This is a genomic window from Pectobacterium versatile (assembly GCF_020166435.1).
GTDB classification, from domain to species: Bacteria; Pseudomonadota; Gammaproteobacteria; order Enterobacterales; family Enterobacteriaceae; genus Pectobacterium; species Pectobacterium versatile.
In genome coordinates this window covers 188,651-200,812 of record NZ_JAINZP010000003.1, presented here as the reverse complement: position 1 = coordinate 200,812, position 12,162 = coordinate 188,651, and the positions used below count along the sequence as shown (strand labels likewise).

Sequence of the window (12,162 nt, the reverse complement as noted above, 5' to 3'; positions counted from 1 at the left end):
CATACGGAAAGCATGCAGAGAAAAACAAATGTTAAGCGCACGAAACCTCTCCGAGATAAAAATATTCGTGCTTTGAGAGCACCATGCGAAATGTGAGGACACCACCGACTATGCCCAATGTATTCAACAATCAAGAAGGTCATGAAAGATGACCCAACCAGCCTCCGTCCGCTGGCAGCTCTGGATTGTTGCCTTTGGCTTCTTTATGCAGACGCTGGACACCACCATCGTGAATACCGCGTTGCCTTCGATGGCGGCGAGTCTGAATGAAAGCCCGCTGCATATGCATTCGGTGATTGTTTCCTATGTGCTGACCGTCGCGGTGATGCTGCCCGCAAGCGGCTGGCTGGCGGACCGTATCGGCGTGAAGAACATCTTTTTCGCCGCAATTCTACTGTTTACGCTCGGGTCGCTGCTGTGCGCCCGTTCGGAGACGCTGAACGAACTGTTGGTTTCACGCGTCATTCAGGGCGTCGGCGGTGCGATGATGGTGCCAGTAGGCCGCCTGACAGTGATGAAGATTGTTCCGCGCGATCAGTATATGGCGGCGATGACATTCGTGACGCTGCCCGGCCAGATTGGCCCACTAATGGGGCCCGCGCTCGGCGGCTTTCTGGTGGAATATGCCAGTTGGCACTGGATTTTCCTCATCAACCTGCCAGTCGGCATTATCGGCGCGCTGGCAACCTGGTTCCTGATGCCCAATTACACCATGCGCACCCAACGCTTCGATATCAGCGGCTTCCTCTGGCTCGCCGTCGGGATGGCAACGCTGACATTGGCGCTGGACGGCAATCGCAGTCTGGGCATTCCGCCAATTGCCATTTTCGCCCTGATCGCCGTCGGGCTGATAGCGCTATTGAGCTATTGGCTGCACGCCCGTCACAACAAACGGGCGCTATTTAACTTGCATCTGTTCGACACATCCACCTTTTCTATCGGCCTGACAGGCGGGCTATTGGCCCGCATCGGCAGCGGCATGTTGCCGTTTATGACGCCGCTGTTTTTACAGTTGGGAATGGGGTTTTCTCCGTTCCACGCCGGGCTGATGATGGTGCCAATGGTGCTAGGCAGCATGGGAATGAAGCGGATCGTGGTGCAGGTCGTCAACCGATTCGGCTACCGCCACGTGCTGATTATCTCCACGCTGTTGCTGGCGCTGATCACGGCGCTGTTTGCACTGGTTGCGCTAATGAAATGGATCTGGATGATCCCGATTGTGCTGTTCTTCCTCGGTACGGTAAACGCCGTTCGCTTCTCCACCATGAACACGCTGACGTTGAAGGATCTGCCGGATACGCTCGCCAGCGGCGGCAATAGCCTGCTGTCGATGACCATGCAGTTGTCCACCAGCCTCGGTGTGAGTATCGCGGGTATTCTGCTGGGGATGTTTTCTCAGCCGCACATGGCGGCGGGAGGCGCGGAAACACATACGGTGTTTATTTACACCTATCTCAGCATGATCGTCATCATCGCCCTGCCCGTGTTGATTTTTAATCGCGTGCCAATGGACAGCGTCAAGCAGTCCACGCTGCCGCGCAAATCGTGAGGTTGTCATGAAATTTGGAATCACCGCCAAGCTGTTCCTCGCGATCTTCGCCACCTGTATGCTGGTGCTGATTACCATGCACTGGGGCGTGCGCGCCAGCTTCGAGCGCGGCTTTATCGACTACATTAAGCGCGGCAACGAACAGCGGGTCACGCAACTGCGCGATGCACTGGCGGAGCAATATCAGCAGCACGGCAACTGGTCATTCCTGCGTAACAATGAGCGCCTGGTGTTCAAGATGCTGCACTCGATGGATCAGAACAACGATACCGACAACAGCATGCAAGGATGGCGAGTCCGTCTTTGGGTGCTCGATACTGGTAAACGCAAACTGTTTGGCTCTCCAGCCCCCATCCCGAACGAAGGCACCTGGCAACCGATTCAGGTGCAAAACCAAACGGTCGGCTGGATTGTCGCTTCACCTGTTGAACGCCTGACCCGCAACGCCGATATCAGTTTCGATCAACAGCAACAGCGCACCAGTTGGCTGATTGTCGCACTCTCGACGCTGCTCGCGATTATCGCCACCTGGCTCACCGCACGTGGCCTGCTCGCGCCCGTCAAGCGACTGGTCAACGGCGTGCACAGTTTGGCATCGGGGGATTTCAGTACGCGGGTGACGGCAAGCTCGCACGACGAACTGGGCAGGCTGGCACAAGACTTCAACCAGCTTGCCATCACGCTGGAAAAAAATGAGCAGTCCCGTCGCGCGTTTATGGCCGACGTATCCCACGAATTACGCACGCCGCTGGCGGTGCTGCGTGGCGAGCTGGAAGCCTTGCAGGATGGCGTACGTAAACCCGACTCGAATTCTCTGCATTCGCTCCAGTCTGAAGTCGCGACGCTGACCAAACTGGTGGACGATCTGCATCAACTCACCCTGTCCGATCGCGGGGCGCTGGCCTACCGCAAAACGTCCGTGGACGTGGTGCAAATTCTGCATATTGCTATCGCCGCGTTTCATGAGCGTTTCCAGAAAAAGCAGATTACGCTCACCACCGCTTTACCGATTCAGGCTGGCGTCTTTGGTGACCCGGACCGGCTCAGCCAGCTATTTAACAATTTGCTGGAAAACAGCCTACGCTACACGGATGAGCAGGGTCAGTTGACCATTACGGTGGTTCAGCACCATAAACGCTGGGCGATTATCTGGCAGGACAGCGCCCCCGGCGTGACCGACGAGCAGCTCACGCTGATTTTCGAGCGCTTTTACCGTGCAGAAAGTTCGCGCAACCGCGCCAGCGGCGGTGCTGGGCTGGGGCTGGCTATCTGCAATAATATCGTTGAGGCACATAGCGGACGGCTGTATGCTGAACATTCGCCGTTAGGGGGAGTGATGATTACTATTGAGCTTCCATCGCACCTCCCGGATTAAGCGCCACTCACGACACCCAAAATAAGCAGAGCTATGACAACCGCACCCGATTTCGCTATGGCGTCACCGATTCTAATCGTCGAAGATGAGCCCAAATTGGGGCAACTGCTGGTGGATTACCTTCAGGCAGCGGACTATGCCACGCACTGGCTGCCCAACGGCAACGATGTCGTCGAGTGGGTGCGGCAGCATTCTCCTTCACTCATTTTGCTGGATTTAATGCTGCCGGGCTGCGACGGCCTGACGCTCTGTCGCACTATCCGCCAGTTTTCTAACGTGCCGATTATCATGGTCACCGCCCGCAGCGAAGAGATCGATCGCCTGCTGGGTCTGGAAATTGGTGCCGACGACTACATTTGCAAACCCTTCAGTCCGCGCGAAGTGGTCGTGCGCGTCAGAACGCTGCTGCGCCGCTGCGGCTGGCAAAATGATGGGCTGAAAGCCGCAGAGAAAACCGAAACGGCCCTGTTGATTGATAAAAGCGGCTTTCAGGCCAGCTATCTGGGGCAGAATCTCGATCTCACACCAGCAGAGTTTCGCCTGCTCAAGACGCTCTCCACCGAGCCGGGTAAGGTGTTTTCCCGCGAGGCGCTGCTGGATAAGCTCTACGACGATTATCGCGTCGTGACCGACCGCACCATCGATAGCCACATCAAAAACCTGCGTCGCAAGCTAGAACAGCTGGACGAAGAGACCTCATTTATCCGCACGGTATACGGCATCGGCTATCGCTGGGAAGCCGCGCCCTGTAATGAGGTATAACGCCAACCACCTTACGATGTTATGGAGACCATGTTGAACGGACCAGACCCCGATAACCGCTACCCCATGGCCAGTTTCCCCCAAGTGTGTTTCATCAAGAATGTTGTCACCAACCCGAATATTGAAATTGGCAACTACACCTATTATGACGATCCCGATGGTGCGGAAAATTTCGAGCAAAATGTGCTCTACCACTATCCGTTTCTCGGCGATAAATTAATCATCGGTAAGTTTTGCGCTATCGCGCGTGGCGCAAAATTTATCATGAACGGGGCCAATCATCGGCTTTCCGGCTTGTCTACCTACCCGTTTCAGATTTTTGGCAACGGCTGGGGAAAAGTGACGCCCAACCCCGGCGATCTGCCTTACAAAGGTGATACCCTCATCGGCAATGATGTCTGGATTGGCTATGATGCCCTGATCATGCCCGGCATCCGCATTGGAAATGGCGCCATCATTGCGTCACGCGCCGTGGTCACCGCCGATGTGCCCGCTTATACGGTCGTTGGCGGCAATCCGGCCCAAATCCTTAAATCCCGTTTTGCGCCGGACATCATCGATGCACTGGAAACGCTGTGCTGGTGGGACTGGCCGATAGAAAAAATCACGCGTCATCTGGAAGCCCTCGCGGCTGGCGATATGGCGGCGCTGCAAGCTGGCCATCTGTCAGAGTAACCGTCTTCCGTTCCACATGAATCATTCCACACGAAGAAGAGGCTTTCACGCTAATGACTGCGCTATTTTCCGAAACCACCCGAATCGAGACACCTCGCCTGCTGCTGCGTCCGCTCTATCGTGATGATGCACCTGCGCTGTTCGCCTTTATGTCCGACCCGGTTGTGATGCGTTTCTGGAACCACCCGCCCTGGCAACACATCGAGCAGGCGCACGACGCGATTGACGAACACTGGAGCGCGCTGTGTGCCGGGCAGCACATGAAACTGGGTCTGGAAGTCAAAGAGAGCGGCGAGCTGATCGGCACCTGCGTGCTGTTCAACCTTGAGATTGAGTCTAAACGCGCCGAAATCGGCTACTGTCTGGCGGCGAGTGCGCAAGGCAAAGGCTATATGGCGGAGGCGCTCTCTGCGCTGCGGGATTTTGCCTTTGAAACGGCGGGTCTAAGCCGACTGGAAGCCGAAATCGATCCCCGCAACGTGGCCTCAGCCCGCTCTCTGGAACGACTAGGATTCACGCAGGAAGGGCTGTTAAAGCAGCGGTGGATTGTAGACGGCGAGGTGTCCGACTCTGCGCTATACGGCCTGCTGGCGGCTAAGCGTTAGCCTAATGTTGATCGTTTAAGGATCGAGATACCGGGGCGACCACGGTGTGAGGCATCCCTGCGGGAACCTCCTCACCGTGTTTCCCCTATAAAATGCAAACGCATTTTAAATGCCGCTTGTGGCAGCCCGTCAGGGCGAGCACAGGGACTGTGCGAGTAAATCCATGCTTAAGTGACTGGTATTAGGCTCTAGCTCCCCGGCCCCTTCCCATGCTGGTCAAAAATACTGTCTGACTTAATGAAAATTTTGTCATTTTCTCTTTTCCCAAGGCTGTTACTCTTTTAAGCCTACAATAATAACGGGTATCACCTCGCACACAGTGCGGGACAGGGGTAACCTGCAACAGTACGGATAAGGGGAAAAGTGTATGTCAGGCTTAGTGAATGGCAAATGGGTTAACGGCGATGTCGCAGCGGAAGAGATCAAAAACGGGGCGTTCCACCGCGAAGAAACCAAATTTCGGCAAACCAAGCTGGTGCCAGAGGCCGGTCGTTACCAGCTTTTTGTCTCCTATCTCTGCCCGTGGGCATCGCGCACGCTGATTTTCCGCAAGCTGAAAGGGCTGGGGAACATCATTTCCCTCTCCGTTGCCAACCCGCGTATCGCCGATAACGGCTGGGAATTTGCCACGCCACAGGATGCCGGCGAGCATGTGGGTGAGATAAACTACCTGCACCAGCTGTACACCGCCAGCGTGCCCGACTACACCGGAAAGGTATCAGTCCCTGTGCTGTGGGATCGGGTAGAAGGCCGCATCGTGAACAACGAATCGGCGGATATCATCCGTATGTTGAACAGCGAATTTAACGACCTGACCGGCAATCACCTTGATTTCTACCCGTCAGAGCTGCGCAGCAAGATCGACCGCTGGAACGAAACCGTGTACCACAACGTCAACAACGGCGTGTATAAGACCGGGTTCGCCAAAACGCAGGAACATTATAACGATGCTGTCACCACGCTCTTCGCCACGCTGGACGAACTGGACAATCATCTGGGTAGCCACCGTTATATCATCGGCGACACGCTGACCGAGGCCGACTGGCGTCTGTTTGTGACGCTGGTGCGTTTTGACGTGGCCTACCACGGCGCGTTCAAATGTAATCTGAAGCGTATTGCCGACTACCCGAACCTGTCGAACTACCTGCGTGAACTGTACCAATGGCCGGGCGTCGCAGAAACGGTCAATATCGACCACATCAAAGCGGGCTATTACGGTATTGCCTGGCTGAACCCGACGCAGATTGTGCCGGTTGGCCCACAGGTCGATTTATATCAGCTCCACAACCGCGAAACGCTTGGAAAATCCCGTATCACCACGCGTTAATACGGCCTTATCTGGCCTGTTCCATTAATGGCAGGCCATTCTTTATTTAGGTCAAAAAAATTGATTTACGTCAAACGATTGATTTACGTCAAACAAAGGCCCCACATTTCGTGTGTCGTCTACTGCAATTTACCCCTATTAGCGCTAGAATCCTCCGCCTTTACTGCTCCCGCCGTGGAGCAGCCTGACTTGTGATCAGAATCGAGAGATACCATGTTTAAACCGGAACTGCTTTCTCCGGCCGGTACGCTGAAAAATATGCGCTACGCCTTTGCCTATGGCGCGGACGCGATTTATGCCGGTCAACCTCGCTACAGCCTGCGCGTGCGCAATAACGAATTCAACCATCAGACGCTGGCGCAAGCCATTAACGAAGCGCATGAGCTGGGCAAGAAATTTTATGTGGTCGTTAACATCGCGCCGCACAATGCCAAACTGAAAACCTTCCTGCGTGACCTGCAACCCGTGATCGAAATGGGGCCGGATGCGCTGATCATGTCCGATCCGGGCCTGATTATGCTGGTGCGGGAAAACTTCCCGCAGATGGATGTTCACCTTTCCGTTCAAGCCAACGCGGTCAATTGGGCGACGGTGAAATTCTGGCAGCAGATGGGGCTGACGCGCGTGATTCTGTCCCGCGAACTGTCGCTGGAAGAGATTGCAGAAATCCGCCAGAACGTCCCAGATATGGAACTGGAGATCTTCGTTCACGGCGCACTGTGCATGGCCTACTCTGGCCGCTGCCTGCTTTCCGGTTACATCAACAAGCGCGATCCGAATCAGGGCACTTGCACCAACGCCTGCCGCTGGGAATATAAGGTTCAGGAAGGCAAAGAGGATGACATCGGGAATATCGTTCATCAGCACGAACCTATCGCGGTGAAAAACGTTGAGCCTGCACTGGGCATCGGCGAACCGACCGACAAAGTCTTTATGCTGGAAGAAAACCTGCGCCCCGGCGAGTACATGAGCGCATTTGAAGACGAGCACGGCACCTACATCATGAACTCCCGCGATCTGCGTGCAATCCAACACGTTGAACGCCTGACGCAAATGCAGGTTCATTCGCTGAAAATCGAAGGCCGCACCAAGTCATTCTATTACTGTGCCCGTACCGCACAGGTTTATCGTCGTGCCATTGACGATGCCGTCGCGGGGAAACCGTTCGATCCAACGCTGCTGGAAACGCTGGAAGGCTTGGCGCACCGTGGCTACACCGAAGGCTTCCTGCGTCGCCACGTGCATGAAGATTACCAAAATTACGAATACGGCTACTCCGTTTCCGATCGTCAGCAGTTTGTCGGTGAATTCACCGGCGTACGCCGCGATGGGCTGGCGGAAGTCAATGTGAAGAACAAATTTTCCTGCGGCGACAGCGTGGAGATGATGACGCCAAACGGCAATATTCAATTCACCATCGAATCTATGCAGAATACCAAAGGGCAGCCGACCGATGTGGCGCCGGGTAACGGCCATATCGTCTATCTGCCCGTGCCAGACGATGTCTCGCTGGATTATGCGCTACTGCTGCGCAATCTGCCGGGCACCACCACGCGTAATCCTAACGCGGAATAAACCGGTAATACCGCCGGATGTCGCGTACATCCGGCAATGCCTCCCACAAGGCAATCCTTCCTTGCAGTATGCTCCCCCCTTATCAACCTTCCCCAACCGCGAATCAGTACGTCAGCCGCCCGAAGGTATCGTTACAAAGCTCAGGGTTTTTTAACGAATATTAGAAACAGATCACATCAATTAGCTGGTCTTGTGGTTAGTATTGCATCGCTGAGAAAACATAGAACGAAAAATAAGCGTAGTGATACTACTAGGAACCACCTCCTTGGCCAGCTCAATCTCCCTTGAGCTGGCTTTTCTTTTTCTCACGCCCCCCTATTTCCATACCGCAAACATTCCCTGACTCTTCTGATTTCTACCTACCGATTTAGTGACTATTATTAATTCCACTATCCTGCTTAGGAGAAATAGGCCATGGAAAAAAATCCGGTGACGCTGCTGATTCTGAATGGGAAAAGCGCGGGTAATGAAGAACTTCGCGAGGCCATTGGTGAGCTACGCAAGGACGGCTATACGCTGCATGTCCGCGTGACTTGGGAATACGGCGACGCCAAACGCTATGTGGAAGAGGCGATTCAGCTCAACGCGGATAACGTGATCGCCGCTGGCGGAGACGGTACCGTCAATGAAGTTGCCGCCGCATTAGCGGTACAGCCGGAAGCGGTGCGTCCGTGTCTGGGAATTGTGCCGCTGGGTACAGCCAACGATTTCGCCACCAGCTGTCAGATTCCAATGGAGATGCACAACGCACTAACGCTGGCTATAAAAGGCCGCGCCACCGCGATTGATATCGCCAAGGTGAACGATAGCCATTACTTCATCAACATGGCGACGGGCGGATTTGCCACGCGCATCACCACCGAGACACCGGCCAAGATGAAGGCCGCACTCGGGAGTGCCTCATACGTGCTGCACGCGCTCTTTCGCATGGATATGCTGCAAGCCGAGCGCTGTGAGATTCGCGGACCGGATTTTCACTGGTCGGGGGATACGCTGGTTGTCGCGGTGGGTAATGGTCGTCAGGCTGGCGGCGGGCAGCAGCTTTGCCCAGAAGCGCTAATTAACGATGGGCTGCTGGAGCTGAGCGTACTGTCAGCAACAGAGCTGCTGCCGAATATGCTTCAAGCCTGGTTTACCGGCAGCGAAAACCAGAACATGATTTCCGCTACCCTGCCCTGGCTGGAGATCACCGCCCCAGATGATATGACGTTTAATCTGGACGGCGAACCACTCACCGCCAAACGTTTCCATATCGAGGTGCTTCCCGCTGCGATTCACTGCCGGCTGCCGCCCCAGTGCTCGCTGCTGGAATAGCGGCGCGTTTCGACTATTCCTGTTTCTACTATTCCCGCTTCAGGCGATTACTGTTTGCCAGGTACAGCGTCACTACCAGCAGCAGGATCGCCGCGGAATACACCAGCGTATCCGACGGGCTTTTGTGATCGACAATAATCAGGCGAATGATGGCCGTGATGCCGATGTAGATAAAATAGCGTAGCGGGAAGTGATAGCCGGACTGGAAATACTTCACGATCAGCGCAATGAACTCAAAATACAGGAAATAGATCACAATGCCTTCTATCAACTGATAGGAGGAATCTTTTTCGTTGGAGATCAGCAACACTTTCGCCAGATGAAACGTTTCCTTGACTAAAAAAATCACTAGAATGGTCGCCAGCGCCAGCAGGCCGATATTGAGTATCGTCTGAAGCGCCTTGGCAGCCATCACACTGCGAGCAGAACCTGCCATATTTTATCCCCACACCCGATTACACATTAACGCCAAGATTTCACAGCAAAATAACCGGACGAACCGCGTACTGTCTATGCCGAATACGCTTAATTTAATTTGAAATTACTGGCAAATATGTCACGCAAAGTACAAGTCAATTTATTTATGGTGTTACCACCAGCGGTGGAAATGATGAACAGGGCCGATTCCGTGCCCGACCTCTAGCGTGTCGGCCTGCTGTAACGCCTGCTGTAAATAGTCCTTCGCTACCTTGACCGTCTCTCCCCAACCATCGTGACGCGGCCGCAGCGCCGCCAGCGCGGCAGACAGCGTGCAGCCGGTGCCGTGTGTATGGCGTGTATTCACGCGCGGGGAACTAAAGCGCTGTGGTTCGGCCTGCCGGCTGAACAGCCAGTCTGGGCTTTCCGCTTCACTGAGGTGACCGCCTTTCATCAGCACCGCCTGACAACCCATCGCCAGCAGCGCTTCCCCTTGCTCACGCATTTCCCGTTCATTGGTGGCCGATGACGTATTCAGCAGCGCGGCGGCCTCCGGCAGGTTCGGCGTAATCAGGGAAACCAGCGGCAACAGCTCACGACGGATCGATTCCACCGCCTCGGGAGCTAATAGCGGATCGCCACTTTTCGCCAGCATCACGGTGTCCAATACCACGAAAGGCACGGCGTAATGGCGCAGGCGCTCGGCAACGGCTTCGACAATATCGGTCTGCGCCAGCATGCCAATCTTGGCGCTGTCGATACGCACATCACTCAGCACGGAATCCAGCTGCGCTGCGACAAAATCTGGTTCAATCTGGTAGACGGACTGCACGCCACGCGTATTTTGCGCCACCAGCGCGGTAATGACCGACGTGCCGTAAGCACCCAGCGCAGAAAACGCTTTTAAATCCGCCTGAATTCCCGCACCACCGCTCGGATCGGTGCCCGCAATCGTCAACGCATTAATACGCTTCATGCCAGCAATTCCCGACAAAATTCACTCCGAAAGGTCAACCCACCAACGGCAACCGGATCGAGCACCCACGGCGTACCCGCCTGATGTGCGCTGTTTATCGCCGCCCGCATCGCCTCGGCACGCGTACGTTCCAGCGTCCCGACATTAATCAGCAGCGCATCAGCCACCGCGCTGAACTGCGCGGCTTCTTCGGGATCGACCACCATTGCTGGCGACGCATTCAGCGCCAGCAGCACATTAGCGGTAAAAGATTGCACCACATCGTTGGTCAAACAGTGCACCAGCAACAAGGCAGAACGAAATTGGGTTAGTGATGTTGCTGCCTGAGCGGCAGAAAAGTCGGCGGGTCGCGTGTTCATAAATCTCCCAACCGGCGTGGAAGAAGGCGGCTACCGGTGGGCATACCGTGACTTCCCTACGCTGGCATTATCCAGATCAGGTGGTACGGGTATTTCTCAGCCTTCAACGAAGAAGGGCACCCCGAGTCATGTAGATTGTTTATCTCTAATTTTTGCCAGATTAGGGGAAGTAGTTTGCTGATGCAAGCCCGCCCTTCCGGTTATCGCTTCTTCACGCTGTATGACCTCTTCCCTTTGTTCAATACCGGCGTAAAATTGACTTATCGGTCAGCTTTATGCATAAAAAACTGTTTAAACAGAGTTAAGAATTTTGTTCGATTTATTCACGGACAGCAGATTGATCTGTCCCTGAAATTATTCCCACCTAATTATGCTGCCATTTCATAATCCACCGGAGTTTGATAACCCAGTGTCGAATGTTTGCGACGGCGATTGTAAAACACTTCGATATAATCAAATATGGCGTTCATCGCCCCTTCTCTGCTGAAAAACGCTTTTCCCCGCATCAACTCCGTTTTCAGCGTGTGATAGAAGCTTTCCATTACCGCATTGTCGTAACAGCTCCCCTTTCCGCTCATTGAACAGCGTAAACCGTTCTCTTTCAGTACATCCCGATATCGATGGCTCGCATATTGACTCCCTCTGTCCGAATGCGCTATCACCAGCCTTGTCGGCTTTCGCTGTTTTATCGCCATCTCCAGTACGTCAATCACAACCTGAGTTTTCAGTCTGTTGCTTAAGTTCCCCGGCTGTCGTGATGCAACTGAATCAGCCTCCGGCTCAGGATGTCGTCAGCCAACTGTCGTTGGCTGGGAGGGCGGTTGCGCCATGACTGGTAACCCCGCCTGCTGACATTGAGCAACAGGCAAACTCGCTTCACTTCATGGAAAGCCGATAACGGAGTGACCATGGCGTATCTTAGCGGCTTTCCCACGCAAAGAACGCCGCCGCTTTTTTCAAGATGAGCTTATCCTCTTCCAGTTCAGCGATTTTGGCTTTAAGACGGCGAATCTCCAGTTCCTGTTCTGAAAGCTGCGACGTGTTGGAGAAAGCCGCCTCCGCCTTATCCTGATAGCGTTTTTTCCAGTTGTAGAGTGTGTTTTCTTTGATATCAAGCTCCTGAGCCATACGGGCAACAGACTTCCCGCTTTCGAGCATTAACGCTACAGCCCTGCGCTTGAACTCTGGGGTATATTGTTGTCTCGTCATAGTGACCTCGCTTTCGTTG

General features: G+C 54.4%; 13 protein-coding genes, 1 pseudogene and 1 riboswitch. Of the genes and pseudogenes, 8 read left to right on the top strand and 6 right to left on the bottom strand.

The features are described from left to right. The first annotated feature begins 148 nt into the window (after positions 1–148). From K7X24_RS05770 to yegS, 8 genes are all read left to right on the top strand, one after another. Positions 149–1,549, top strand: a complete 1,401-nt coding sequence (locus tag K7X24_RS05770) for an MFS transporter (protein WP_224553587.1) — start codon at positions 149–151, stop codon at positions 1,547–1,549. A gap of 7 nt (positions 1,550–1,556) precedes the next feature. Further along, positions 1,557–2,924, top strand: a complete 1,368-nt coding sequence (baeS, locus tag K7X24_RS05765; RefSeq protein WP_224553585.1) for a two-component system sensor histidine kinase BaeS — start codon at positions 1,557–1,559, stop codon at positions 2,922–2,924. Between the two features lie 33 nt (positions 2,925–2,957). Next, a complete protein-coding gene (gene baeR / locus K7X24_RS05760; RefSeq protein ID WP_039474996.1) occupies positions 2,958–3,686 on the top strand; it encodes a two-component system response regulator BaeR in 729 nt (242 codons plus the stop codon). 30 nt (positions 3,687–3,716) lie between these two features. Next, positions 3,717–4,361, top strand: a complete 645-nt coding sequence (locus K7X24_RS05755; protein WP_411961336.1) for a Vat family streptogramin A O-acetyltransferase — start codon at positions 3,717–3,719, stop codon at positions 4,359–4,361. Positions 4,362–4,414: 53 nt separating this feature from the next. Further along, positions 4,415–4,966 carry a GNAT family N-acetyltransferase gene (locus K7X24_RS05750; protein ID WP_010305694.1) on the top strand — a complete coding sequence of 184 codons (552 nt, stop codon included), beginning with the start codon at positions 4,415–4,417 and terminating at the stop codon, positions 4,964–4,966. Between the two features lie 367 nt (positions 4,967–5,333). Continuing rightward, positions 5,334–6,293 carry a glutathione S-transferase family protein gene (locus K7X24_RS05745; protein WP_224553582.1) on the top strand — a complete coding sequence of 320 codons (960 nt, stop codon included), beginning with the start codon at positions 5,334–5,336 and terminating at the stop codon, positions 6,291–6,293. A 213-nt stretch (positions 6,294–6,506) separates the two neighbouring features. Next, a complete protein-coding gene (gene yegQ / locus K7X24_RS05740; RefSeq protein WP_103940871.1) occupies positions 6,507–7,868 on the top strand; it encodes a tRNA 5-hydroxyuridine modification protein YegQ in 1,362 nt (453 codons plus the stop codon). A 414-nt stretch (positions 7,869–8,282) separates the two neighbouring features. Beyond that, positions 8,283–9,182 carry a lipid kinase YegS gene (yegS, locus tag K7X24_RS05735; RefSeq protein ID WP_224553580.1) on the top strand — a complete coding sequence of 300 codons (900 nt, stop codon included), beginning with the start codon at positions 8,283–8,285 and terminating at the stop codon, positions 9,180–9,182. Positions 9,183–9,210: 28 nt separating this feature from the next. On the opposite strand, the gene psiE is transcribed toward yegS, so the two are convergent. The 6 genes and pseudogenes from psiE to K7X24_RS05705 form a co-directional block, all read right to left on the bottom strand. Continuing rightward, positions 9,211–9,618, bottom strand: coding sequence for a phosphate-starvation-inducible protein PsiE (psiE, locus tag K7X24_RS05730; RefSeq protein ID WP_224553578.1), 408 nt, complete (start codon positions 9,616–9,618; stop codon positions 9,211–9,213). 153 nt (positions 9,619–9,771) lie between these two features. Next, entirely contained in the window at positions 9,772–10,575 is an 804-nt protein-coding gene (gene thiD / locus K7X24_RS05725; protein WP_224553576.1) for a bifunctional hydroxymethylpyrimidine kinase/phosphomethylpyrimidine kinase, read from the bottom strand. Next, positions 10,575–10,934: pseudogene (locus K7X24_RS05720) on the bottom strand (hydroxyethylthiazole kinase); the annotation flags it as partial. The pseudogene K7X24_RS05720 and the gene thiD, both read right to left, overlap by 1 nt. Before the next feature lie 36 nt (positions 10,935–10,970). After that, positions 10,971–11,068: riboswitch (TPP riboswitch) on the bottom strand. 234 nt (positions 11,069–11,302) lie between these two features. Then, positions 11,303–11,629, bottom strand: a complete 327-nt coding sequence (locus K7X24_RS05715; protein WP_411961335.1) for an IS3 family transposase — start codon at positions 11,627–11,629, stop codon at positions 11,303–11,305. Between the two features lie 41 nt (positions 11,630–11,670). Further along, a complete protein-coding gene (locus K7X24_RS05710) occupies positions 11,671–11,844 on the bottom strand; it encodes a hypothetical protein (protein ID WP_224553574.1) in 174 nt (57 codons plus the stop codon). An 8-nt stretch (positions 11,845–11,852) separates the two neighbouring features. After that, positions 11,853–12,143 carry a transposase gene (locus K7X24_RS05705; RefSeq protein WP_224553572.1) on the bottom strand — a complete coding sequence of 97 codons (291 nt, stop codon included), beginning with the start codon at positions 12,141–12,143 and terminating at the stop codon, positions 11,853–11,855. Positions 12,144–12,162: the final 19 nt, after the last annotated feature.

Coding starts and splice junctions, on each gene's coding strand:
- K7X24_RS05770 (WP_224553587.1), top strand. CDS start 149: ATGACCCAACCAGCCTCCGTCCGCTGGCAGCTCTGGATTGTTGCCTTT.
- baeS (WP_224553585.1), top strand. CDS start 1,557: ATGAAATTTGGAATCACCGCCAAGCTGTTCCTCGCGATCTTCGCCACC.
- baeR (WP_039474996.1), top strand. CDS start 2,958: ATGACAACCGCACCCGATTTCGCTATGGCGTCACCGATTCTAATCGTC.
- K7X24_RS05755 (WP_411961336.1), top strand. CDS start 3,717: ATGTTGAACGGACCAGACCCCGATAACCGCTACCCCATGGCCAGTTTC.
- K7X24_RS05750 (WP_010305694.1), top strand. CDS start 4,415: ATGACTGCGCTATTTTCCGAAACCACCCGAATCGAGACACCTCGCCTG.
- K7X24_RS05745 (WP_224553582.1), top strand. CDS start 5,334: ATGTCAGGCTTAGTGAATGGCAAATGGGTTAACGGCGATGTCGCAGCG.
- yegQ (WP_103940871.1), top strand. CDS start 6,507: ATGTTTAAACCGGAACTGCTTTCTCCGGCCGGTACGCTGAAAAATATG.
- yegS (WP_224553580.1), top strand. CDS start 8,283: ATGGAAAAAAATCCGGTGACGCTGCTGATTCTGAATGGGAAAAGCGCG.
- psiE (WP_224553578.1), bottom strand. CDS start 9,618: ATGGCAGGTTCTGCTCGCAGTGTGATGGCTGCCAAGGCGCTTCAGACG.
- thiD (WP_224553576.1), bottom strand. CDS start 10,575: ATGAAGCGTATTAATGCGTTGACGATTGCGGGCACCGATCCGAGCGGT.
- K7X24_RS05715 (WP_411961335.1), bottom strand. CDS start 11,629: ATGGCGATAAAACAGCGAAAGCCGACAAGGCTGGTGATAGCGCATTCG.
- K7X24_RS05710 (WP_224553574.1), bottom strand. CDS start 11,844: ATGGTCACTCCGTTATCGGCTTTCCATGAAGTGAAGCGAGTTTGCCTG.
- K7X24_RS05705 (WP_224553572.1), bottom strand. CDS start 12,143: ATGACGAGACAACAATATACCCCAGAGTTCAAGCGCAGGGCTGTAGCG.